The 23,650-nt window shown below is 68.2% G+C and carries 23 protein-coding genes; 10 read left to right on the top strand and 13 right to left on the bottom strand.

Annotated elements, in window-relative coordinates; genetic code table 11:
• Positions 1 to 3: 3 nt before the first annotated feature.
• Together AC0685_RS35420 and AC0685_RS35415 are read right to left on the bottom strand one after the other, a co-directional pair.
• Complete coding sequence (locus AC0685_RS35420; protein ID WP_478229476.1) at positions 4 to 843, bottom strand: undecaprenyl-diphosphate phosphatase; 840 nt, start codon at positions 841 to 843, stop codon at positions 4 to 6.
• Entirely contained in the window at positions 843 to 1,889 is a 1,047-nt protein-coding gene (locus AC0685_RS35415) for an LLM class F420-dependent oxidoreductase (RefSeq protein WP_340681781.1), read from the bottom strand. Before AC0685_RS35415 ends, AC0685_RS35420 begins: the two co-directional genes overlap by 1 nt.
• Before the next feature lie 136 nt (positions 1,890 to 2,025).
• Between AC0685_RS35415 and AC0685_RS35410 the strand changes: the two genes are divergently transcribed.
• The 3 genes from AC0685_RS35410 (at position 2,026) to AC0685_RS35400 (ending at position 4,336) form a co-directional block, all read left to right on the top strand.
• Positions 2,026 to 2,991 (top strand): aldo/keto reductase, encoded by a 966-nt coding sequence (locus tag AC0685_RS35410; RefSeq protein WP_478229475.1) that lies wholly within the window; start codon positions 2,026 to 2,028, stop codon positions 2,989 to 2,991.
• A 113-nt stretch (positions 2,992 to 3,104) separates the two neighbouring features.
• Positions 3,105 to 4,118, top strand: coding sequence for a YncE family protein (locus tag AC0685_RS35405; RefSeq protein ID WP_478229474.1), 1,014 nt, complete (start codon positions 3,105 to 3,107; stop codon positions 4,116 to 4,118).
• Positions 4,115 to 4,336 (top strand): DUF5703 family protein, encoded by a 222-nt coding sequence (locus tag AC0685_RS35400; RefSeq protein ID WP_016334446.1) that lies wholly within the window; start codon positions 4,115 to 4,117, stop codon positions 4,334 to 4,336. Before AC0685_RS35405 ends, AC0685_RS35400 begins: the two co-directional genes overlap by 4 nt.
• Here the strand turns inward: AC0685_RS35400 and AC0685_RS35395 are convergent.
• From AC0685_RS35395 to AC0685_RS35380, 4 genes are read right to left on the bottom strand one after another with little or no spacing between them, the layout of a single operon-like run.
• Positions 4,329 to 5,072 carry an SRPBCC family protein gene (locus AC0685_RS35395; RefSeq protein ID WP_478229473.1) on the bottom strand — a complete coding sequence of 248 codons (744 nt, stop codon included), beginning with the start codon at positions 5,070 to 5,072 and terminating at the stop codon, positions 4,329 to 4,331. The two genes, AC0685_RS35400 and AC0685_RS35395, sit on opposite strands and share 8 nt — an antisense overlap.
• Positions 5,073 to 5,669 (bottom strand): winged helix-turn-helix domain-containing protein, encoded by a 597-nt coding sequence (locus AC0685_RS35390; protein WP_007029600.1) that lies wholly within the window; start codon positions 5,667 to 5,669, stop codon positions 5,073 to 5,075. It abuts the gene before it with no gap.
• A 31-nt stretch (positions 5,670 to 5,700) separates the two neighbouring features.
• Positions 5,701 to 6,588 carry an alpha/beta fold hydrolase gene (locus tag AC0685_RS35385; RefSeq protein ID WP_478229472.1) on the bottom strand — a complete coding sequence of 296 codons (888 nt, stop codon included), beginning with the start codon at positions 6,586 to 6,588 and terminating at the stop codon, positions 5,701 to 5,703.
• Entirely contained in the window at positions 6,588 to 7,910 is a 1,323-nt protein-coding gene (locus AC0685_RS35380) for a M20/M25/M40 family metallo-hydrolase (RefSeq protein ID WP_037338283.1), read from the bottom strand. Before AC0685_RS35380 ends, AC0685_RS35385 begins: the two co-directional genes overlap by 1 nt.
• A gap of 744 nt (positions 7,911 to 8,654) precedes the next feature.
• Here AC0685_RS35380 and AC0685_RS35375 point away from each other — a divergent pair.
• The 4 genes from AC0685_RS35375 to AC0685_RS35360 all read left to right on the top strand — a co-directional run bounded on the left by AC0685_RS35375 (position 8,655) and on the right by AC0685_RS35360 (position 12,880).
• Positions 8,655 to 9,452 carry a hypothetical protein gene (locus AC0685_RS35375; protein ID WP_478229471.1) on the top strand — a complete coding sequence of 266 codons (798 nt, stop codon included), beginning with the start codon at positions 8,655 to 8,657 and terminating at the stop codon, positions 9,450 to 9,452.
• 222 nt (positions 9,453 to 9,674) lie between these two features.
• Positions 9,675 to 10,079: a hypothetical protein gene (locus AC0685_RS35370; protein ID WP_478229470.1), complete on the top strand. Its 405-nt coding sequence runs from the start codon at positions 9,675 to 9,677 to the stop codon at positions 10,077 to 10,079.
• A gap of 11 nt (positions 10,080 to 10,090) precedes the next feature.
• Positions 10,091 to 12,589, top strand: a complete 2,499-nt coding sequence (locus AC0685_RS35365; RefSeq protein WP_478229469.1) for a tetratricopeptide repeat protein — start codon at positions 10,091 to 10,093, stop codon at positions 12,587 to 12,589.
• A gap of 150 nt (positions 12,590 to 12,739) precedes the next feature.
• On the top strand, positions 12,740 to 12,880 hold the full coding sequence (locus AC0685_RS35360; RefSeq protein ID WP_478229468.1) for a hypothetical protein: 141 nt from the start codon (positions 12,740 to 12,742) through the stop codon (positions 12,878 to 12,880).
• Positions 12,881 to 13,355: 475 nt separating this feature from the next.
• Here the strand turns inward: AC0685_RS35360 and AC0685_RS35355 are convergent, their stop codons facing one another.
• From AC0685_RS35355 to AC0685_RS35345, 3 genes are all read right to left on the bottom strand, one after another.
• Entirely contained in the window at positions 13,356 to 14,189 is an 834-nt protein-coding gene (locus AC0685_RS35355) for a class I SAM-dependent methyltransferase (RefSeq protein WP_478229467.1), read from the bottom strand.
• A gap of 37 nt (positions 14,190 to 14,226) precedes the next feature.
• Positions 14,227 to 15,096: an EamA family transporter gene (locus AC0685_RS35350; protein WP_478229466.1), complete on the bottom strand. Its 870-nt coding sequence runs from the start codon at positions 15,094 to 15,096 to the stop codon at positions 14,227 to 14,229.
• Between the two features lie 101 nt (positions 15,097 to 15,197).
• A complete protein-coding gene (locus tag AC0685_RS35345; protein WP_478229465.1) occupies positions 15,198 to 15,395 on the bottom strand; it encodes a hypothetical protein in 198 nt (65 codons plus the stop codon).
• Between the two features lie 556 nt (positions 15,396 to 15,951).
• On the opposite strand from AC0685_RS35345, the gene AC0685_RS35340 reads away from it, so the two are divergent.
• Genes AC0685_RS35340 through AC0685_RS35330 form a run of 3 tightly spaced genes read left to right on the top strand, consistent with a single transcriptional unit; the run spans position 15,952 to position 19,484 of the window.
• Positions 15,952 to 16,950, top strand: coding sequence for an NAD-dependent epimerase/dehydratase family protein (locus tag AC0685_RS35340; RefSeq protein ID WP_478229464.1), 999 nt, complete (start codon positions 15,952 to 15,954; stop codon positions 16,948 to 16,950).
• Positions 16,951 to 16,968: 18 nt separating this feature from the next.
• Positions 16,969 to 18,282: a glycosyltransferase family 4 protein gene (locus tag AC0685_RS35335; protein WP_478229463.1), complete on the top strand. Its 1,314-nt coding sequence runs from the start codon at positions 16,969 to 16,971 to the stop codon at positions 18,280 to 18,282.
• The gene (locus AC0685_RS35330; protein WP_478229462.1) at positions 18,279 to 19,484 is read left to right on the top strand and encodes a cytochrome P450; all 1,206 of its coding nucleotides are present in this window, start codon (positions 18,279 to 18,281) and stop codon (positions 19,482 to 19,484) included. Before AC0685_RS35335 ends, AC0685_RS35330 begins: the two co-directional genes overlap by 4 nt.
• 15 nt (positions 19,485 to 19,499) lie before the next feature.
• Here the strand turns inward: AC0685_RS35330 and AC0685_RS35325 are convergent, their stop codons facing one another.
• From AC0685_RS35325 to AC0685_RS35310, 4 genes are all read right to left on the bottom strand, one after another.
• Positions 19,500 to 20,549 carry a methyltransferase gene (locus tag AC0685_RS35325; RefSeq protein ID WP_478229461.1) on the bottom strand — a complete coding sequence of 350 codons (1,050 nt, stop codon included), beginning with the start codon at positions 20,547 to 20,549 and terminating at the stop codon, positions 19,500 to 19,502.
• Positions 20,550 to 20,560: 11 nt separating this feature from the next.
• A complete protein-coding gene (locus AC0685_RS35320; RefSeq protein WP_478229460.1) occupies positions 20,561 to 21,778 on the bottom strand; it encodes an aminotransferase class V-fold PLP-dependent enzyme in 1,218 nt (405 codons plus the stop codon).
• The gene (locus AC0685_RS35315; protein WP_478229459.1) at positions 21,775 to 22,863 is read right to left on the bottom strand and encodes an adenine nucleotide alpha hydrolase family protein; all 1,089 of its coding nucleotides are present in this window, start codon (positions 22,861 to 22,863) and stop codon (positions 21,775 to 21,777) included. The genes AC0685_RS35320 and AC0685_RS35315 overlap by 4 nt, the downstream gene beginning before the upstream one ends.
• Positions 22,864 to 23,214: 351 nt before the next feature.
• Complete coding sequence (locus AC0685_RS35310; RefSeq protein WP_478229458.1) at positions 23,215 to 23,568, bottom strand: hypothetical protein; 354 nt, start codon at positions 23,566 to 23,568, stop codon at positions 23,215 to 23,217.
• Positions 23,569 to 23,650: the final 82 nt, after the last annotated feature.

The raw sequence follows: 23,650 nt of genomic DNA, 5'->3' as shown, positions 1-23,650 counted from the left end.
GATCTACAGGTGCGGGCCCGCGCCGGGGTCCAGGACACCGGTGAAGATCAGCACGAACAGCAGGACACCGAGTACGAGCCGGTAGATCACGAACGGCACGAAGCTCTTGGTCTTGATGTAGGACATCAGCCAGGCGATGACGGCGTACCCGACGCCGAACGCGACCAGCGTCGCCAGGATCGTCGGCCCCCACTGCGCCGGGGCGCCGTCCTTGCCGATGTCGGTCAGCTTGTACAGCCCCGAGCCGAACACCGCCGGCAGCGCCAGCAGGAACGAGTACTCCGCGGCCTCCGCGCGGGTGTAGCCGAGCAGCAGACCGGCGCTGGTGGTGCCGCCGGAACGCGAGACACCCGGGATCAGCGCCAGCGCCTGGGCGAACCCGAAACCGAGGCCGTGCGGCACGGTCAGGTGGTCGAGGGTCCGCTGCTGCTTCCCGATGCGGTCGGCCACCAGGAGGATCAGGCCGAACACGATCAGTGTCGTCGCGGTGATCCGCAGGTCACGGAAGGTTTCGTCGATGGCGTCCTGCAGCAGCAGGCCCAGCACCACGATCGGCATCGAGCCGACGATGATCAGCCAGCCCAGCCGGGCGTCGGGGTCCTGGCGCCAGTCCTTCTTGTAGATCGAAAAGAACCAGGCGCGGAGGATCTTCCCGATCTTGGCCGAGAAGTACAGGATGACCGCGAGTTCGGTACCGATCTGGGTCACCGCGGTGAACGCGGCGCCCGGGTCGTCCCAGCCGGCGAGCGCCGCGGTGATCCGCAGGTGCGCGCTGGAGGAGATCGGCAGGAACTCGGTCAGGCCCTGGACGAGACCCAGGACCAGCGCTTCGAACCATCCCATCAGGCGACACCGGCCGTTTCGATGGCTTCGGCCGCGATCTCGAGGGCGCGTGCGGAGCCCTCCGGGTCCGGCATGGCGGGCGCGACGGTCAGCGTCGTGACGCCGGATCCGGCGAAGGCCTGCATCCGTTCGGCGATGCGCTCCTTCGGCCCCAGCAGCGACGTCGCGTCGATGAACTCCAGCGGGACGGCGGCCATGGCGCCCTCGTAGTCCCTGCCCAGGTACTTCTGCTGGACGTCGGCGGCTTCGCGCTCGAAGCCCATCCGGCAGGCGAGCTGGTTGTAGAAGTTCTTCTCCCGGCTGCCCATCCCGCCGATGTACAGCGCCGCGTACCCGCGGACAGCGTCGGCGCAGGCCTTCCAGTCGTCACCGACAACGAGCGGGACGGTGGGGACGACGTCGAAGCCGTCGAGGGTGCGTCCGGCCTTGTCCGCGCCGGCCTGGATCAGTTTCAGCTGCTCACCGGCGTGCTCGGGCGAATAGAACACCGGCAGCCAGCCGTCCGCGATCTCGCCGGTCAGTTCGAGGTTCTTCGGGCCGATGGCGGCCAGGTACACCGGAATCTCGTCGCGAACGGGGTGCACGGTCAGGGTCAGCGCCTTGCCGGGCCCGCCGGGCAGGGGCAGCTGGAAGTGGTCGCCGTCGTACCGGACCCGCTCGCGGCTCAGCGCCTTGCGGACGATCTCGACGTATTCGCGGGTGCGGCCCAGCGGCGACGCGAACTTCACGCCGTGCCAGCCCTCGGAGACCTGCGGGCCGGAAACACCGAGGCCGAGACGGAACCGGCCGCCGGAAAGCGTGTCCAGGGTCGCGGCGGTCATCGCGGTCATCGCCGGTGTCCGCGCCGGGATCTGCAACACCGCGCTGCCCACGTCGATCCGTGAGGTCTGCGCCGCCACCCATGAGAGCACCGTCGGCGCGTCCGAACCGTAGGCCTCCGCGGCCCAGACGACCGCGTAGTCCAGTTCGTCCGCCTTCTTCGCCAATGCCAGGTTGGCCGCGTCGTTTCCCGCGCCCCAATAGCCCAAGTTCAGTCCGAGTCGCACGGCGTGAATGTATCCATCGGAGTGTCACTCCTCCGTTCAGGGTGTTGACAGCCGATGACCCGCACGGTGGTACTCGATCACGACACGCTCACCTGCTCCGCGTCCAGCACTTGCCTTCCGGCTAGGCTCGCCCGTCGTGGAAAAGCGACAGCTCGGCCGGTCGGGACTTCGGGTCTCGCGGATGGCCCTCGGGACCATGACGTGGGGTGGCGACACCGACTCGGAGGAGGCGGCCAGCCAGCTGGTCGCGTTCGTCGACGCCGGGGGCACCCTGGTCGACACCGCCGACATCTACGGCGAGGGCGAGAGCGAACGCGTCCTCGGGGCGTTGCTCGGCGATCTCGTCCCCCGGGACGACATCGTGCTCGCGACCAAGGCCGTGGCCCGCCGTACCGACGGCCCGTTCGGTGGCGGTGCCTCACGCGGCGCCCTCTTGAGCGCGCTCGACGGCTCGCTGCGACGGCTCGGCACCGACCACATCGACCTGTGGCAGCTGCACGCGTGGGACACCACCGTACCGGTCGACGAGACCCTCGGCGCCCTCGAGTACGCCGTGACCAGCGGCAAGGTCCGCTACGTTGGTGTCTCCAACTACTCGGGCTGGCAGCTGGCGACCGCCGCGGCCCGCGGCTCCGCCGCCGCTCCGCTGGTCTCGACGCAGGTCGAGTACTCGCTGCTGGAGCGCGGGGTCGATCGCGAAGTCGTCCCCGCGGCGGAGCACCACGGCATCGGGCTCCTGCCGTGGGCGCCGCTCGGCCGGGGCGTGCTCACCGGCAAATACCGCAGCGGGACCCCCGCCGATTCGCGCGGCGCTTCGAGTGTTTTCGCGGGCTATGTCGAACATCACCGGACCGATCGCGCGGCCCGGATCGTGCAGGCGGTCGCGACGGCCGCGGACGGCCTCGGCACCTCGCCGCTGGCGGTCGCGCTGGCGTGGGTCCGCGACCGGCCCGGAGTGGTCGCGCCCGTGGTCGGAGCCCGTGACACCGGTCAGCTGACCGGTTCGCTGACGGCCGAGGAGATCACGCTCCCGCCCGCCATCCGCTCGGCGCTCGACGACGTCAGCGCGATCGAGGTCGGATACCCGGAACGCGGCCTCTGAGCCGTCTCGAATACTGGATTAGGTGACTGTTGGGTGACGCTGACGTGACGTGGTGGAGTTCCAGGAGGATGCTGGACAAGTCCGTTCGACGAGTAGCAGGTGGAGGCACCAAGGTGGGTCGGCTGTCCGCCGTTTCCCGGATCGCGATCCCGCTCGCCGGTGTCCTGGTGCTCTCGTCCTGTAGTACGGACGACACGCCGAACGACTCCTTGCAGATCGTGCAGAACCCCGTCGCGGCCACCGCGGCGGTCTCCCCCGCGGTGACGGTCAAGCCCGCGGGGTCGGTGTTCGCGGTGCCGGGTGTGAAGGCGCTGGTGACCGACGAGGCGAGCAAGACGCTGGTCGCCGCGGTTTCGGAGCCGCCGTCGCTGCGTATCTATGATCTCGCCGCCCTGGACTCCCCTAAGACGACCGTGGCCTTGCCGGGTCCCGCCGAGCGGCTCACCGTCTCCGGTTCCCAGGTGCTCGCCAGCGTCCCTGGCAAGAGCATGCTGGCGAAGGTCTCGCTGCCCGGTGGCGCGCTGGAGACGGTCCCGGTCGCGGGGCAGCCGTCGGCCGGTCTCGCCGACGGTGAAGCGACGCTGGTCTCGGTGCGGGACCGCAAGGCCGTCGAGGTGCTGTCGAAGAACGCGGGACCGAAGACCATCACCGGCCAGATCTACAGCGCCGACGACGTGCTGAACACCGGTGACGGCGTGGTCGTGCTCGACAAGCTCCGCACCGCCCTGTTCGCCGTCGACCTCGACGAGGGCAAGATCGGCGAGGGCCTGCGGGCGGGCGACGGCGCGGCCAACGCCGTCACCGACGATCTGGGACGCGTCTTCGTCACCGACGCGCGGGCGGGCGCGCTGCTGGCGTTCTCCACGACGCCGTTGCTGCTGCGCCAGCGCTATCCCGTGCCGGGCGGGGCGTACGGCATCGCCTACGACCGCACCCGTGGCCTCGTCTGGGTCACGCTCACCGAACGCAACGAGGTAGTCGGTTTCGACGTCCGCGGTGGAGAACCGATCGAGAAACACCGGTTCCCCACCGTGCGGCAGCCAGATTCGGTCACCGTCGACGAGCAGGGCGGCCGTGTGGTCGTCGGCTCGGCCATCGGAGAAGGGATCCAGGTGATCACGCCATGACAGTCGTGGACGAGGCGGTGGTCGAAGGGGATTGGGAGTACCGGCGGTTGCAGCTTCCGCCCGGTGTTTCCCGGCGGGCGGCGGCGACGCAGCTGTCGATCCACGCCGAGTTCGCGGGCTGGGAACTGTCGACCGTCCGGCTCTACTCCGATGGGACCAGGAGGGTGTGGTTGCGCCGCAAGCGCACCGCCACACCCCTGCCCGGCCTCATCACTTGAACACCCGGCCGAGCCACTCGGCCCAGAGCGCGTCCTGTTCCGCGGAGTCGACGTCGCCGAACAGGTGATGCATCGCGCACATCGGCCCGGCGAAGCCGCGGACGAACCTCAGTAGCGCGTCCGCGGTCCGGATCCCGACCGTCTGCGCGTTCGCGAAATAGACCTCGCCGTCCACAGTGGACACCGGGCCGGTGGACAGGCGGACCCGGTCCCCCGTCCGCGGCCGCCCGGCGAGGCCGAGTTCCCGGCCCAGCGTCGGCCAAGCGCTGTCCCAGTCCGCGATCATCGGCCCGAATACGGTCACCGGCACCGCTTTCCGGCCGGCGAAACGGTTGAGGTACTCGACGAGGGTGCGGAGGAACAGCTCGCCGCCCGCGGTCATAGCCTCGAACTCGTCTTCCCAGTCGTCGCCAGGCAGGAAGCCGCTTGTCACGGTCCGCAGCACGGTGCTGCCGCCGGACCGGCCCTCGATGAGGAACTCGTAGGCGACGAAGCGTCCGTCCGGCGCGGGTTCCGTGCCGTAGACCAGGCGTTCCAGCGGGTCCCACGCCGTGATCGCCGAGGTGGGTTCAAAGCCGCCGAAAGCGGTCTTCACAGTGCCGCCGACGCCGCCGTCGACCTCGTTGCGTCCCATGAACCATGACGTGATCCCCGGCCCGGTCGCGATGGCGTCCCAGACCTGTTCCGGCGTCGCGTCGATCTCGACGCGGTCGGTGATCTCGAATTCGTGGCCCATTCAGCGCTCCTCGGGCTCGGTGCGGACGCTCGGGTGGACGGCGACGACGATCCGGTGATCGCGGCCCTGTTCGGCGCCTTCGTCGTGGTACTTGCTCACCAGGTTCGTGATCGCGACGGTGAGCTCTTCGGCGAACGCGGCCCTGTCCGCTGCGGAGGAGAACCGCACCTCGCCGTCGATCGCGAAGGTCGCGACCCGTTTGCGTGCCTTGGTCGCTCCGGTGATCAGCAGGCCGACGTCGCGCACCAGCCTGCCGGCCACGGCCAGCAGCCAGCGTGCGGACAGGCGGTCCGGCGACTGGGCCGGATCTGGTTGCACGGCTGAGAGCGCCGTCGGCGAGATGACGTACGACGACGCCGTCGCGCGCATCATGCGCTCGGTGACGTTGCCCTTCCGCCGTTCCTCGACCAACTCCACGAGCCCGTGCTTCTCCAGCGCGCGAAGGTGGTAGTTCACTTTCTGTCTCGGCAGATCGACCCGCGCGGCCAGCATCGTGGCCGACGCCGGTTCGGCGAGTTCGGCGAGCAGCCGGGCCCGGACCGGATCCAGCGACACTTCGGCCGCTTCCGCGTCCTCGATCACCGCAACGGAGAACATGCCAAGAACGTGCCACCGAAAACAGATTTTGTCAAGACAGTTCGGCTTGTCGGCGGGCCTGGTTCGCCAGCGCGAGCAGGCGGGGAATGACCTGCGGGGCCGCCTCGAGCGGGACGACGTGCCCGACGCCGGGCAGGACCACGGCCGTCCCGTTCTCCACCGCGCCCGCCAGTTCCTCGACGTCCGCCGTCGGCACGAGCTTGTCCCGCTCCCCCACGATCGCCGTCACCGGCACAGCCCCGACCTGCGACAGCGCCGATTCCCGCGTGTAGGCGTCCAGTGCGGGGCGGAAGGCGGACACCGTCTGCGGCCAGTTGCCGCGGATCATCCGCACGGTCAGTTCGACGTCGGCGGGCACCGGGTCGTCGCCGAAGAGCCACCACCTCAGCCCGGCGGTCACCGCCTTGCTCGTGTGCTCCCGTACCAGGCCGATCAGTTTCGTCCCGAAGACGATCTCCAGGTCACGGCCGAGCTTCCCGAGCGCGTTCGGCCAGATCGCGTCCGGGGTGACGCCGCCCGCCGACATCGCGAGCAACCCGATCCCGGCCGCCCTCGCCGCGAAGACGTCCGGGTGGCGCTGGGCGAGCGACAGGATCGCGAGCCCACCCATGTCATGGCCGACCAGGACCACCTTGCCGCCGGGGACCACCTTGTCCAGCACCTCGGCCAGATCGTCGGCGAGCTTCCCCATGGTCGCCGACGACGCCCGGACCTCACCGGATTCTCCGTGGCCGCGCTGGTCGTAGGCCACCACGGCGAGAGGTTCCTCGGACGCCTCGGCGAGCACCGGCGCGATGGCACGCCAGCTGCGCCTGTCGAGGGCGTACCCGTGGAGGAGCACCACGGTCACCGGCGCCGACGGATCACCCCAGCGCTCGAAGTGCAGGGGTGTCCCGTCGGCGGCCAGCAGACCGGGCATCAGGCAGAGCGGAGGAAGCGGTCGAGTACGCGCACGCCGAACTTCAGCGCGTCGACCGGGACACGCTCGTCGACCCCGTGGAACAGCGCGGAGAAGTCTAGGTCCGCGGGCAGCTGCAGCGGGGCGAAGCCGAAGTTGCGGATCCCGAGCGACTGGAACGACTTCGCGTCGGTGCCCCCGGAGAGCATGTACGGGAGTGTGCGGGCGCCCGGGTCCTCGGCGAGGACCGCGTTGGTCATCGCGTCGACCAGGGCACCGTCGAAGGTCGTCTCGACCGGCGGCAGCTCCATCCACTCCTTCTCGATGTCCGGGCCGAGGATCTCCTCCAGTTCGGCGTTGAACGCCTCGAGCCTGCCAGGAAGGATCCGGCAGTCGACCGAAGCCTCCGCGACGGACGGGATGACGTTCGACTTGTAGCCCGCGGTGAGCATCGTCGGGTTCGCCGTGTCGCGCAGGGTCGCGCCGATCATCCGGGAGATGTTGCCGAGTTTGGCGACGGAACCTTCGATGTCGTCCTCGGGGAAGTCCCAGCCGGTGATCTCGGTGACGCCGTCCAGGAACTCGCGGACGGAGTCGGTCATGACCAGCGGGAAGCGGTGGTTGCCGAGCCTGGCGACGGCCTCGGACAGCTTGGTGACGGCGTTGTCGCGGTGGATCATCGAGCCGTGACCGGCGGTGCCGCGCACCCGCAGCTTCATCCAGCGGATGCCCTTTTCGGCCGTCTCGATGAGGTACGCGCGGACGTTGTCCTTCAGCGTGATCGAGAAGCCGCCGACCTCGCTGATCGCCTCGGTGACGCCTTCGAACAGCTCGGGCCGGTTCTCGACCAGCCACTGGGCGCCGTACTTGCCGCCCGCCTCTTCGTCGGCCAGGAAGGCGAAGACGAGGTCACGCGGCGGGACGATGCCGTTGATCTTGTAGTGCCGGGCCAGCGCGAGCGCCATGCCGCACATGTCCTTCATGTCCACCGCGCCGCGGCCCCAGACGTAGTCGTCCTGGATCGCACCGGAGAACGGGTGCACCGACCACTCCGAGGCGTCGGCGGGGACGGCGTCGAGATGACCGTGGATCAGGAGCGCGCCGCGCGACGGGTCGGCGCCCGGCAGCCGGACGATCACGTTATGGCGGTCCTTGCCCCCGGACTCGACATAGGTGATCTCGTAGCCCGCGTCGGTGAGCTTCTCGGCGACGTACTCCGCCGCGGCGCGTTCACCGACCAGCGTGTCGGGGTCACCCGTGTTGGTGGTGTCGATGCGGATCAGTTCACTGGTGAGGGTGACTGCCTCTTCGGCGGCTGCTTCGATCAAATTCGGTTCGGTCACCAGGCATTCCTACCATTGGCGGAGCCCGCCGACCCGCTGCCACCGCCTGGTGGACGGCGTGTGAAGACCCACTCAGGCGGCTGCCGCCGCGTCATGGGCAGGCAGCGGGTGATCGCGCGCAAGCAGACAAGCACCTTCGCCGCTGAACGATCACGGCACCGTAGCACCGCTGTGCGCGAGATGCGTCAATCCGACCCGAGCTTCTGGGGCCGCTGCCCGACCTGCCAACAGACGTGGCAGTTGAGCCTGAGTCCTTGCCTGCGTTGCACCCTCGGCCAGCGAGTACGCAGCCTCCTCGGCGACCGCGCCGAGCTCGCGGCACCGCACCACGCGATCACCCACGTCGAACGGCCCGACACTGCCATGGGCTGGCTCGCACGCCCCAACGTCAGCGCGCTACTCGCCGCACTTGGCCGGGATGACCGCCCGCTCACCCACGAGGTGCTCGACGAGCTACCCGCCAGCGAGACCCTGGCCCACCTACGCAGTGTCCCGGCCGCCACCGGCACCCTGCCCTCCGCGGGACGAGCGCCTTGTCGTCCTGGAACGCTGGATCGGCGACCGGGTGGCGCGCTGACCGACTGGACGGATCGAGGTCACGGCGGCGGCCCGCCTCCACCCGAAGCACTGACCGGCAAGCGGCAGTTTTGGCGCGCGGGGGTCACAACCGCACCGCATTCTGTGACACTTTGACGGGCTGTGTCCCGCTGTGACAGCGCGAGAAGGGAATCTGCTGTGTCCGGAATGCTCAACAGACGCAAGGCGCTCGCTCTCGGTGGTGGTGCCGCGCTCGGCGTCCTGGCCGCCGGTGCCGACACGGCTTCCGCCGCGACGGGATGGATCCGGCTGCCGATCGTCACCGCCAACATCGGCCGCGACAACCTCGGGGCGCGCGAGGCCGCGATCGACGCCGTCCGCAACTGTGACCCCCTGGTGCGGCCTCTGGTCGGCTGGCAGGAGATCAACGAGGGCGACACCGGTGAGCCCGCGATGATCGACCACTACTTCGGGCCCCTGTACAACAACGCGTTCCTGCGGCACAACACGTCGTTCCGGATCCCGATCTCGATCCCGCAGCCGTGGGCGGTGGCGAGCGCGAAGACCACGTATGTGCACGGCGGCATCAGCGGGGTGACCCCGCCGCGCTGGATCAACGAGGTCGTGGTGCGTCACCAGAGCTACCCGACGCTCCAGTTCGCGCTGATCAACTCGCACTACATCGCCAACGCGTACAACGGCGACCAGCGCACCGACCTGCGCGACGAGTGGAACGAGCACAAGAGAATCCACGCCAGTCGCGTGCTCGCACACCACAACGTCGGGCGCCTGGTCTTCTGGACCGCGGATACCAACAACCCGAACTACTACAAGGCCACCAGCCTGGACGCGGAGCGCCGGTGCTTCGGCACCGGTATCGACCGCATCAACTGGCTGGCGGGCAACGGCGTCGTCCAGGAGCAGTTCATCGACACCAAGACTGTGGACATGCGCGTGGACGGGCATGACGCCCGGGTCGCCGTCTTCCAGGTCCGCCTGGCCTGACGGCACGCACGGGCCGGGCGCCGCCCCGCCCGGCCCGTGCCATGGCTGAGGTCTCGAAGGGGCAGAACCCTCGTCCGCGGCGAGCCGGTCTATCCGGTGTTCGCCGGATAACGGCCGTGCAGGAGTGCGTTGACTGTTCGCGCCTGAAGGCGGGGCTGTAGCGGTCTGAGCGTCGTGGCCGATATCGACGGTTGACGGTCGTGGCGACGTGAGGGGTTCGGTGTGATCGAGTCGGTCGAGCTGGTGGTAGCGGCGTTGGCCGCGGGTGCGGCGGTGGGGGCGCGTGAGACGGCGTCGAACGCGGTGAAGGACGCTTATTCGGGGGTGAAGACGCTGGCCCTCCGCACGTTGCGCCGTGGCGATTCCGTGCCGCCCGAGGTGGTGGAGGCGGTCGAGTCCGACGCGATCACGCCGATCGAGGACGGGGCCGCGCGGCGACGCGAACTCACCGCGGCCTTGGCCGCGGCGGACGCGGGGGCGGATGACGAGCTTGTGGCGGCGGCGCTCAAGGTCCTGGAGCTGACCGATCCCGCCGGAACCCAGGAGGGAAAGTACCGGGTGCTGATGCACGGCAACAAAGGCGTGCAGGTCGGCGACCACAACACTCAGACCAACACCTTCGGCTGACACCGTCGCCGATGCCCTCGAACCCCTACGGTTCCGACGGAGAACCGGCCGCCGCGTACGAGATCCGCGGCGGCCAAGGCGTGCAGGTGGGAAACCACAATGTCCAGCACAACACCTATGCGCAGCACGTCCACGTACCCGCGGTCGTCACGCCGATGGAGCAGATCGACACACCGGCCGGTCTGGTCAACCTGCCGAAACGGTCCGCGATGTTCGTCGGCCGTGGCGGGGACCTGCAGCGGCTGCGGGAGGCGATCACGGCGTCCTCGTCGGGATCGGTGGTGGTGACCGCGGTGCACGGCTTGGGCGGGATCGGCAAAAGCACGCTGGCCGCGCACTACGCCGACACGCACCGCGCCGGCCACTCACTGGTGTGGTGGATCACCGCCGACGCCCCCACGTCCATCGAGACCGGCTTGGCGCGCCTGGCGGTCGCGCTGCAACCCGCAGTGGGAACTCTGCCGCTGGAGCAGCAGACCGAGCACGGCCTGCGCTGGCTGGCCACCCACAGCGGCTGGTTGCTGATCCTGGACAACCTTCCTGGACCGAATGACGCGGCGACGCTGCTGGCTCGCCTGCCCGGGGGCCAGGTGCTGATCACCAGCCGGCGCACCACCGGCTGGCACGACATCGCCACCACGCCGCTCTCGCTCGACGTCCTGGAACCCGGCCAGGCGCACGAACTGCTCACCCGGATCCTGACCCACCACGACCCCGCCGCCGGCACCGACGGCACGGACACCTTGTGTGCCGAACTGGGATTTCTGCCGCTGGCCATCGAGCAGGCCGGCGCCTTCATGGCCGAAACCGGTTCCACGGCCGGCGAATACCTCGACCTGCTCGGCCGATACCCGGCCACCATGTACGGCGAAACCGCCGAGGGCGGGAACACGCAGCGGACCATGGCCCGGATCTGGCGCGTCACCCTTGATCGGCTCGCCGACACTCCGTTGGCGGGCAAGGTGTTGCGAGTGCTGGCCTGGTACGCCCCCGACGACATTCCCACCACGCTGCTGAACGAGATCGATGACGAGCTCGCCGTGACCAAGGCGTTGGGACGCCTGGCCGCCTACGCCATGATCACCCGCAACGGTGCAGTGATCAGCGTGCACAGGCTCGTGCAGGCGGTCACCCGCACCCCCGACCCCGATGACCTCCATCGCAGCCCGGTCGACGTCGCATACGCACGCGACCACGCCACCAGCGCTCTGAGCCGGGCACTCCGACCGCTGAATCCCGAGGCGCCCCAAGACTGGCCAGGGCTGCGGGTCCTGGTGCCCCACGCTCAATCACTCATCGGCAACACCGCCCCTGAGGACGACACCGGCGACACCATCTTCGTCCTCGGCCAGTTGGGGCGATTTCTGGGGAACCAGGGAGCAGTGGCGATGGCGACGGGATACTTGGACCGTTGCCTCATAGACTGTGTGCGGGTGCTGGGTCCTGACCACCCCGGCACTCTGACCTCCCGCAACAACCTCGCCGCCGCCTACGAGTCGGCAGGGGATCTCCGACAGGCGATCCGGCTGTACGAGGCCGCTCTGGCCGATCGCGAACGGGTGCTGGGCCTCGACCATCCGGACACCCTGACCTCCCGCAACAACCTCGCCTACGCCTACCGGTCGGCGGGGAATCTCGAATACGCGATCTCGCTGCATATAGGCACCCTCGCCGATCGCGAGCGAGTGCTGGGCCTCGACCATCCGGACACCCTGACCTCCCGCAACAATCTCGCCGGCGCCTACGAATCGGCGGGGGATCTCCGGCAAGCGATCCGGCTGTACAAGGCCGCTCTGGCCGATCGCGAACGGGTGCTGGGCCTCGACCACCCGGACACCCTGACCTCCCGCAACAATCTCGCCGGCGCCTACCGGTCAGCAGGTGATCCCGGGCAAGCGATCCCGCTGTGCGAAGCGACCCTCGCCGACTGTGAACGGGTCCTGGGCCCCGACCACCCCAGGACGTTGACGTCCCGTAACAATCTGGCGGGCGCCTACGAGATGGCGGGGAATCTCAGGAAGGCGATCCCGCTGTACGAGGCCAACCTCGCCGACCGCGAGCGCCTACTGGGCCCCGACCACCCCAGTACTCTGACCTCCCGCAACAATCTCGCCGCCGCTTACGAGATGGCGGGAAAACTCGAGCAGGCGATCCCGCTGTATGAAGCGACCCTCGCCGACTGTGAGCGGGTGCTGGGCCCGGACCACCCCGACACTCTGATCTCCCGCAACAACCTCGCCTACGCCTGCTGGCTGGCAGGAGACCTCGGGCGGGCGATCCCTTTGCACGAGGCCACTCTCGCCGCCCGCGAACGGGTACTCGGTCCCAGTCACCCGCACACTCTGTCCTCTCGACACAACCTCGCCGGCGCCTACGAATCGGCGGGGGATCTCCGGCAAGCGATCCCGCTGTACAAAGCCACCCTTGCCGCCTACAAGCGGATACTGGGGCCCGGCCACCCCGAAACCCGGGCCGTACGCGCCAATCTTCGCCGCGCCCGCGGAAGGTGACACCTCGAAGAACGGCCCAGTGATGCGCTCGTGTCCCGTCGGACCGGCGGAAGTGGCCGGGAGCGGGGCACGCTTTCGGCCACCGATCTGCTACGCGGGCGGGGTTTGGTCCACTCGGCGTTGATCCGCGTGCCTGGGCAGGTCGCCCTCGTGCTGCGCGCGACCCGTGGTTTCGGGCTGTCGATACTGACCAAAGTTCTTCCCCCACGCTCAGGTTCCGAGGATCTGCCGTCGGCCTTCAACGACCCCGAAGCCATGATCGGCTGGGTATCCTTGCGTGAAAACGGCTGAGTCCGACGGGACCGATGGCGGTTCCAGGAGTCCGTGGGACCGATACCTGCGGACGCCGATTCGCGAGACCGCCGCTCATTGGGAGCGACTGGACGGCTGTGCGTCTCGAGTTCGCCACGGAGCAGTGTGGTTTGTCGCTGCCATCCCACAGCCGCCGGAGTGGCAGCGCGTGTTCGTCGGAGGTGACGAGATCATGGTTGTCTCCTCGCCCGAGAGGATGCGCGACATGGGCTTCGGCGACACCACATTCCTTTAATAGTTCAGTTACACGCTCGACGGCATGAGCAGACAGTGGCGGGAACACACGACCCGCGGCATGAGCGGACGTTTGACTCAGTGAACGGGCCGGAGGGGAAACCGCGATGCCGGCCACCCCGCAGCCGTCAACGCGCCTTGTTTGTCAGAACCAGAGCCTGCTTTCGCATGATCAGGGCCGATGGACGTGGTGGACCTAAAGGACGTTCGAGTACGGCGATCAGCAACGGGCGACGAAGTACCGCACGGGTGACGGGATTTCGAGGACGCCAGATTCCGTCACGAACTCGGCTGCTTCGGCCGCGATCTCTTGTGCGACCGTCTCGTGGTGCTCCGCGGGCATCGTGTCCCACATCATCCGCATACCGTGCGTCCAGGTCCAACTGACGAGCTGATCCGGTGAGTCCGCCCGCAGGAGGACGTCCTCGACGTGGACGGCGACATCGGAGAAACCGGCGCGCCGGAGGTCCGCGGTCGCCTTTTCCGCGCCACCGAAAGCTTCCTCTTGCGGGTAGACGCGGGCCGAGACAGAGAACCTGGCTGCGGCCGCCGCGATGGACCGCAGCCCGAACACTCGGGGCTCGGGTTCGAGTACTGACGCCGGCGCACAGACCGCCAGGCGTCCGCCGGGAGCCAAGAGGGTCCGGTACCGGCCGTAGGCGGATTCCAGGTGCGGCACCATGTGCACACTGTTGCTGCCGATGACGGCGTCGAAGTAGCCGGGTCCGAAGCCGGGAGCGGCGCCATCCATGACCGCGACGACCGCTCCGGTGGCGTGTCTGCTTCGCAGATTCGCCGCCGTCTTCGCGACCATGGCCGGAGAGACGTCAATCCCGACGACCTGCCCGGAGGGGCCGACCGCATCGGCCGCCGCGAACAGCGCCGCGCCACGGCCGCAGCCGATGTCCAGGACGTACTCACCGGCACTGAGCGCGGCCAGCTCGACGAGCCGTGCGGCGATCGGGCGGAAGTACTCGACGCCGTTCTGGTCGTAGGCCCCTGCCACCGTGTCGAAGGTCTGCCGCATCGCTGTGTCGGGTGACGACGTGTTCATGGGCTTGTTCCTTTCGCAACCGTGAGCGGGTCGGGCCTCAAGCGAAGGTCAGCATGGCCACACCACCCATCACAACCAGCGCGCCGGTGACCCGGCGGCGAACATGGCCTTCCCCGAGGAAGTACCAGCCGAAGATGACCGCGGTCACGATGCTCAACTCCTTCACTGGAGCGATTACGCTGACCGGTGCCCACCGGATCGCGAAGAGCACGAGGACATACGCGGTCGGCACCAGCGTGCCGACCACCACGATTTCGCGCCGGTGCGCCGACCAGAGCTCTCGCAGTGCCCGGGTGCGCGCGAGCGCGACCGGAGCCAGGACAAGCACCTCCCCGACCGACACGCCCCAGAAGACGAGCAGCGGTGAAAGACCGAAGCCGCTGACGACGTTCTTGTCCCACAATGTCGCCAGCGCGTTGGCAAGACCGATCAGCACCCCGAACCCGGCCGCGGACACCCTCGCGGCGCGGCCGATCGGGCCGGGCGACCGGTCCACGGTGATGACCAGGACCCCGCCGATCACCGTGGCCGCGCCGAGCAGGGCCAGCGGGCTCGGCCGCTCGCCGAGCAGCAGCACGGCCGCGGCGATCGCGAATACCGGTGCCGCGCCACTGGACAGCGGGTAGACCACTGACAGATCCGATGTACGGTAGGCGCGTTGCAGCAGCAGGTAGTAGCTGAGCTGCAGGCAGGTGCCGACCACGGCCGACAGCGCCCAGTGCCCGAGGTCGACCGGACCGCCGAGGATGAGGGCACCGATCCCCAGCGGCAGTATCAGCACACTGCCCACGGCCATATAGGAGAAAACGAACAGCGAACCCGACATGCCCATTCTCTTCGCGATCACGTTCCAGCCCGCATGGGCGAACGCCGCGACGAGCACGAGCAGCACAGCCAGAACTATCAACGGGGCACCTTTCGCGGTTTTCGATGCGGGGCGCCACCTGCCCCCAGGTACGGCCGACGCGGCCGATCATGCGCTGTGACCGGCCGCGCCGGCCTGGTCGGCTAGACCGAGACCAGCTCGTAGACACCGGCCGACGCGCACAGCGCCCGGTCCGAAACCCACTCACTGCGGTCCGAGACCCAGTTCGCCCGGTCCGAGACCCAGTTCGCCCGGTCCGAGACCCAGTTCGCCCGGTCCGAGACCCAGTTCGCCCGGTCCGAGACCCAGTTCGCCCGGTCGGACACCCAGTTCATCTCCATTGTTCCTCCTTTCACTGAATCGAATCGGCTCCCGGCCGCCAGCCCCGGCACGAGGAGTGCGGGAATGGTTTCCCGTCAGGCGGACGGGAACGAAGGCGCCCGGCAGTGGCGCGAGCGCGGAATTCCTTTATGGACGAAAGGCGGTGGGCGCAAAAATGGCCGTCAGCCCCCCAATCCTCGCTTCCGGTGGATCGCGCCTCAGCATTTCTAACACGCGGATTTGGTGTCGATCAATCGGCCGCCGGTGCCCGACTTCGTCGCCCTCTGTCGTCAGCAGGCGGATCCGTTTCCACCAAACGGGTTCCGACACACCGGTCCGCGGGCCTGGCGATCGGCGTATCCGCGCTACGGATTCCGCCTTGCCGCAGAAACAAAACTACCGATTTGTGCTACGAAAGGAAAAACAAGCAAGCACTTTCCAATCGATGATCGTCCACTCGATCAGCGGATTCCCCCGCCTTTCGTGGTCTGCTTCCATGGAGAAGGTAAATTCTCGCCGGTGTCACCCTGGGGGGCTGGACACCGGCTCTCACAGTGAGTTCCCCCGAGGATCGATATGGCTTCCTACAAGGACGTCCTCGTCACCGGCGGCGCCGGATTCATTGGACGCAACATGATTGCCGGGATGGTCCGTGACGGGTACACCATCACGGCGCTGGACAACTACAAGATCGGCGGGAAGGAGTTCGTCGACGACGAGATCCGCAACGAGGTCAATTGGGTCGAAGGCGACTCCCGCGACTATTCCCTGGTGGCGAAGCTGACCAAGGGTATGGACGGGGTCATCCACCTCGCCGCGCCGTCCTCCTTCCTGATGTACGAGGAAGACCCCACCGACGGCGCGTCGGTCACCACACAAGGCTTCCTCAACATCCTGGAGGCCGTGCGCCGCAACGAGGTCGGCAAACTGGTGTACGCCAGCACGAGCGCGGTGTACGAGGGAAACCCGGTGCCCTACACCGAGGAGATGACCCTTGCCCCGCCGGATCTGAAAGCGCTTTCGAAGAAGTGGAACGAAGAGGCGGCCCGGCAGTACTCCGACCGCTACGGCATCACCGCGGTCGGGCTGCGCCCGTTCAGCGTCTACGGGCACGACGAGTTCAGCAAGGGCGGCTACGCGAACGTCATCTCGCTGTTCGTCTGGGCCGCGCTCAGCGGGCAAACGCCCGTCCTCTGGGGGAACGGGCAGCAGACCCGCGATTTCATCTACGTCACCGACGCCGGCCGCGCCTTTCAGCTCGCGCTGGAAGGCGACCTCAAGACCGACGAGTTCAACGTCGGGACCGGGCTGGAAACGACGTTCAATCGCACCCTCGACCTGATCGGCGCCGAACTGGGCATGGACCTCACGCCCCGCTACGTACCGACGCCCATCGCGATCTACGCGGAGCGGCTGTGGGCGGACACGCGCAAGGCCGAGAACCTCCTCGGTTTCCACCCGTCGGTCACAGTCGAGGAGGGTATCCGCCGGGTGATCGCGTCCGCCAAGGAAGCACGCGATCGCTGGCCGGAACTCGGTACTCGGCAGATGTACTTCGAGAGCCTGCCGGCCTGACGGCGCGGGTGGGACGGGATGACGACGATGAAGCGGGTACTGGCGCTGACCGACGCGCCTGACGACGTCAGTATCTTCTGTCAGGACACGGAACTGCTGATGTTCCGGATCGAGCAGCTGCCGGCGGCCAGACACGACTTCAAGTTCTTCGAGCAGGTGTACACCAGACTGCGCGAGGCCTGCGATCTGTCCACCGTGGACATGGTCGTGGCGGAGTACACCGAGGCGCTGCCTTTGCTGTACCTGATGAGGCGGGACGGCCACTCGTGCCCGGCGCTGATCATCCCGCACACGAATCCGTACCCGCTCAATATCCTGTGCCACCTGATGCTGGTCGCCGAGACCGCGCATCACGGCGACCTGGTCCTGTGCGGCTCGACCAATGCCGCGGCCGCCTACGAGCAGGTCGCCGGGATCCCCGCCCGCAACATCTGCACGTTCGGCATCCGCGACATCTACCGGCCGGGAGACCGTACGGCGGCCAGGGCCCGGTTCGGGCTGCCACCGGACCGGCCGATCCTGCTCTATACCGGCCGGTTCATGACCGACAAGGGAATCGGCGCCCTGCTCGAGGCGTACCACCTGCTGCGCCGGAGCGTGCCGGACGCATTGCTGACGATGTCGGTGACACACATCGACGCGGTGCTGTACAACCAGCTCGCCGTACAGCTCGAGCACGTGGTGCTGTTCCAGCGTCTCTCGCGGGAGGAGACGGTGAGCCTGTACAACGCGGCGGACCTCTACGTCTCCGGTGCCACCAGCATCTTCGAGACCTACGGGAAAGCGCCGCTGGAGGCGATGGCCTGCGGACTGCCCGCGGTGCTGCCGCGCTGGGACGGCTTCCCGTACTTCGTCGGCGAGCACAACGGCGCACTGGCCGCGGTCCAGCACGGGGATACCGGCCGGACCAGCCCGTTCGACTTCGCCGCCGTCGACCCGGCCGACCTCGCCCGGCAATGCCGCCGGGTGCTGGACCGCGGCAAGCTGACGGACTACCGGACGCCTGCCTGGGCCACCTACGAGGAGACCATGCGCGTACTCCGCGGCGTGGTCGGTGAGCTCACCGACCACCCGCGGCTGGCGGTACCCGTGGCCCCGTCCGCGGCGTTACACCGTGAGCGCTACTCACCCGCCGTCCGCGCCTTCCTCGACCATTACCGGTTGGAAACGCTGGAAGACCTGACCGTCCGGACGACGGAGCTGGGCCTGATCGACCGCCGCGATCCGGGTGACCGGACTGTCCTCAGTGGACTGCATGATGAGATCTTCGGCATCATGGCCGCCGATCCCGGCCGTGCCGGTGACGACGAGAAGGCCGGGGTGACCGGATGACCGCAGGACTGGGACTGGCCGACCAGCGCAGCGACTACGCCTCCCTGGTGCGCTGGTGGACACGGATGCGGGACTCGAAGCCGGTGCATTACGACGCGGAGCTGGGGAACTGGCACGTGTTCCGCTACGACGACGCGGTGCGCGTCATCGGCGACCACGAGACGTTCTCGTCGGACCTGCGCTCGGCTGTCCGGCAGCCGGAGCAGTTCGCGATCGTCGCGCGCGGCGCGTTCAACGGCTTCGACCCGCCGGAACACACGAAACTGCGGTCACTGGTCAGGACCGCGCTCACGCCCCGGATGATCGCCGGTCTCGCGCCCCGCATCACCGCCATCGCGCACGAGCTGCTCGACTCGATGGCCGGGCGGCGCCGGGTGGAGCTGGTCCGCGATCTGGCCTACCCACTGCCGCTGATCGTGATCGCCGAGCTGATGAACATCCCGCTGGCCGATCGGTACCGCTTCCGCGCCTGGGCCGACGCGCTGTTCTTCCAGGGCCGCGGGGACAAACCGGTGGTGGTGCCGACCGAGGAGATGTTGCGCTCGGTCGAACCGCTGATCGGCGAGATGAACGCCTATTTCCTCGACCACATCCGTTACCGGCGGCGGCATCCGGGCGGCGACCTGATCAGCAAGCTCGCCGCCGTCGAGGTGGCCGGTACCCGGCTTGCCGACGAGGAAGTGCTGGGCGTCTGCGGCTTCCTGCTGGTAGCCGGGCACATCACCACCACACTGGTGCTCGGCAACGCCGTGCACCTGCTGGCCACCCGGCCGGACCTCGCTGCGGCACTGCGGTGCCAGCCTGGCCTGATCCCTGCCGCCGTCGAGGAGGTCCTGCGCTTCCGGGGGCAGCTGCCCGCGACCCCGCGCCGGACCACCCGCGAAGTCACCCTCGGCGGCCAGGCCATCCCGGCGGGTGAGGTACTGCTCGTCTGGATCGCCTCCGCGAACCGGGACGAACGCCAGTTCGCGCAAGCGGATCGCTTCGATCCGCGGCGCGAACCCAACCGCCATCTGGGATTCGGGCGGGGTATCCACTTCTGCGTCGGTGCCCCATTGGCCCGGCTCGAGCAGCGCATCGCCCTGCGCGCGGTGCTCGAGCGGTGGGACTCGTTCTCACTGGACGGCCGCGTGCGACCCGAGGACGTGCGCAAGGCCATCGGGTTCCGGACTCTTCCCCTCGAAGTTTCCTGGGCCGGCTGAGCCTCCTGCCGGCAGTCAGCCGACGTCGAAGCAGACCAGGAACAGACCCTGCTCCGGCAACAGCCCGGCGACGCCGTCCGGCCGCAGCCCGGCTTCCCGGCCGAGCCGGGCGAACTGTGCTTCGGTGCGCTCGGCAGCGTCCAGCAGGAGCAGCATGGCCAGGTCTCGCTGGCTCGCCACGAACTGACCAGGATCGTCACCGGCTGCGGGCACCTCGTCCAGCACTCGCTCGACGAGCACGACCTGCCCGCCCGCGACCACCGCTGCCCCGCAGCGGCGCAGGATCGCGACCGCGGCCTCGTCGGGCCAGTCGTGCAGGATGTTCGCCAGCAGACAGACGTCCGTCCCGCCGGGCAGCGGATCGAAGAAGCTGCCGCCCACCACCGTCACCCGATCCGACACCCCCGCCGCCCGCAACACCGGGTCCGCGGCGCTGACGGTGCCGGGCAGATCCACCAGCGTTCCGGCGAGCCCGGGGTGAGCGGCCAGTACGGCCGCGAGGACGTGCCCGGTCCCGCCGCCGACGTCGGTCACGTGCCGGACACCCGACCAGTCGTACCGTCGCGCCACCTCGGGGCCGAGCGTGGCGGCGTGCGCGGCCATCGCCGTGTCGAAGGACCGGCCGAGCACCGGATCGGCGGCCAGGTCGTCCCAAAAGCCGCGTCCGAACAGGCCGGCCCACACGCTTTTGCCCGTGCGCACCGCTTCGGGTAGTGAGGCGATCGCCTCGTCACCACGACGGGCAAAGGCTTCGCGCTGGTCCAGTGCCTTCGCCAAGCCTGCCGGGTGGCCGCTGCACAGGACCGCCCCGAGCTCTCCGAGTTCGACGCGATCTGCGGCGGGCGCGCGGAACACCTCCAGCAGCACGAGATACCGGACCAGCCGCCGAAGGGCAGTCACATCCGCGCCGGACCCGCGCGCCAGGCCGGCGAGGTCATTGACGCCGTCGGCCACCAGGTCCGGCAGTCCGAGCGTAACCGCGGCCCGCAACGCCCACGGGGTGAACAGGGTCGCGCCGCGGGCCACCCTGACCACCGCATCCCGGTCGGTATCCCTGTTGCTCAACGTCTCTCCGTTCAGGTGTGGTTTTTGATGATCCGGTCCAGTGCCTCGGCTCCGCGGTCGACGTCGCCGAAGTCGTTCAGCACGCCAGGGGCGAACCGGACCGCGCTGCTGCGATACGGCGTCTGCCCGGCGACGACCCCTTCGGCGAGCAGGAGGTCGACGACGGTGGCCGGGTCGATGCCGAAAACGTCGAAGCACACCATCCCGGACGTCAGCCCGCCCACGTCAGGCGTGCGCACGTGGACACCGGCTACGTCGGCGAGCGCACCGCGGCAGTGCGCGTTCAGGTCGTGGATGCGGGCGGCCACCCAGGGCTTTCCCAGCTCCTGTTGGAAGTCGAAGGCTTCGGCGAGCGCCCACCGGTGCTCGTAGGCCGGGAACCCACCCGGGGTGCAGAACCGTGCCGCCGGCGCCTTGCCGTCCGGCACGGAACCCAGGTACCACGGCCAGAACACTTCGACGTCGAACGAGGTGATGATCGGCCGGATCGCGGCCCAGCCCCGCTCACTGCCCCAGACCAGGCCCGTTCCCCGAGGCCCGAAAAGCCATTTGTGGCAACCTGTGGCAAAGAAGTCGCAGCCGAGCTCGGTCACCTCGAAATCCTCGACGCCCATACCGTGCACCCCGTCGACGCAGGTCAGGACCTCGGTACCGGGTGTACGCCCGGCGTTGACGGCCGCGACGACCTCCGCGATACGGGCCAGCGGCAGCTTGACCCCGGTCCCCGAGTGCACCCAGGTCAGTGCCAGCAGCCTGGTCCGGTCCCCGATGCCGCGGGTCACGGCATCGACAATCTCGTCCTCGGTCGCCGTCCGAGGGTCCTCGTAGAGCTCGATGGTCCGGTGGGAGGCGCCGCTCGATTCGGCCTTGAACCGCAAAAGTTCCCTGGCCGCGTAGTGCTCGTGCGAGGTGCTCAGGATCTCCTCGCCGGGCCGCAGCATCATGCCGGTGAACACGACGGCGAGGCCCATGGTGGTGCTTTCGGTGAGCGCGATCGTGTCCGGCTCAGCACCGAGGTAGCGTCCCGCCTTCTCCAGGACCCGGCGCTGGAGCTCGTCGCGATGGTGGAAGTACAACGCCGGGTTGCTGTCGAGGCCCTGCCGGTGCCGTTCGATCGCCTCGCGGACCGGCCGCGGGTGTGGGGCCAGCACTGAGAGTCCCAGGTGCACGTAGGCCGGGTCGAGGTCGAACTGGGCCCGCAGCTCGGGCCAGTGGGGCTCGGCCGTCACTTTTCGATGCCCCAGCGGCGGGACTCGACCGGTGTCAGCTCGATCAGCTTCGCTCCGCGCCGGATCGCCTCCTCGTCGAGGGTGGCGATGTTCGCGGGCGACGGGTTGGGCGAGAGTCGCTGCTCGTGGGCTTCGGCGATCTGGTAGATGTCGAAACCGTACTGATTGCGCATGATGCGGTAGCCGAGTTCGTTGATCATGCAATTCGTGCTGCAGCTGCCGGTGTTGTGGGGTACCTCCCAGCCGATGGCCTCGAGGTCGGCGATGATGCGCTCGGTCGGCGGCTTCGGCACGAACTCGTAGAAGGGCACCAGAGCGGTTCCGCTGTCCCCGGCCCGGAGCAATTCCGCGGCTTCCGGCGCCTTGCGTTCGGCGTGTCTGCGCAACAATGAGACCTGGTCCTCGACGACGTCGGCCAACGGCGTCAGCCCGTCTACCTTCACGATCGGCCGATCACCGGCGGTAGTGCGGTTCTGGCCTTTGTGTGTCCCGACGAAACATAGCGGTATCGAATTTTCCAGACAATATACCGACGCCTGGGCGAGAATGGTGGAAAAACAAGGCCAGCACGCCGACCCCCACGACATCGCCGCGCGGAGAAGATCCGAGTCATCCTCTTCGTTCATCGCGAAACCGAGCCGGAACAGAGTGTTCATCGGATCGCGTTCCGGACGCACGATAACCAATTCGATGTCGAGTTTCTCGCACAGTGAACTGGCGTTGCGGATCGCCAGCGGCGATTGATATCCCTGGTCGAGCATCCAAGCCACGACCCGCACGTCCCTGCCTGCCAGATCGTGCAGCATCCAGCTGGAATCCTTGCCGCCACTGTAGAGAACCAGCGCGTCGGCCTTCGCCTGCGGCCGCCGCGCCGGCACGCTGGCGACAAGTTCGTCGAGTTCGGCCGGTACTTCTCCCGCCACTTCGCCGCGGGCCACTCGGAAGACCAGATCAAGTAACCTGCCGCGGTCTTCCTGGGCAGGCAATTCCGCTGGATCCGGCGGATTCAAACAATGGGTGCACAGTGCGGGATCAGGCGATGGATCCCTGCCATCGAGGCAGGCGATGAATTTGTCGTACCCCATGGGCATACCGCATCGAGTGCAGACCGAACCGTCCGGAGCGACCGACATAACCATTCCTTTCGCGCGACTGGCAACATTTGTCCCCACGGCCGCCGTGCCTGCGAAAACCCCCGACAGGCCGGACGCCGGAGTGCGACGAATTTTCACGGCCGTGTAACTACCCTAGAAATGGGTGAGGTGCACGACAAGGGACCACTCGGGTATCGTGTGATCACAGCGGGTGGGCGCTGACAAAGGGGCGCCTGACACATCTTGGATCTCTTGATCTTGCCGTGCGAGCGTGGGCACCTGGACGATCGAGCTCGAAGACCAGCGTTGATCGAGTCGCGATCCACCGCGGGAAGCGGACAGTCACGTACGTAGGAAGGTGTCCTGCAGGGCGAAGGACGGTTGAGTCTGCACGCGCGTCCGGCCGCGGCAGCCTTCTGCGTAGTACTCCAACGCGACGACGGGCCCAGTCTCGTGAGCCTCAATCGTGAGAAGGGTTGCCTGTTCGCGGTAGACATCGACGATGACCTTCGATGACTGCTCGTATCGGACGCGGACGCTCTGCCCGATCACATCCCAGGTGATGTGAAGCTTTTCGGTCACGGAGACGGAGACGCGCACCTCTCGTACCCAATCGTCGCCCGACGCCTTCTCAGCCTGCGGGAGAACGCCGAACGCGGTGAGCCACACCTCGTCCTCGGCAACCACGAACTCCACGCGGGCAGCCTGCCCATCCGCCTGAGAAACACCCTGATCGCGCCCTGTGCGAACGTTCAGCGTGCTCCCGCCGCGGTCATGG

Source organism: Amycolatopsis sp. NPDC043889, from assembly GCF_056435645.1.
This window is presented reverse-complemented; position numbering and strand designations above follow the sequence as displayed.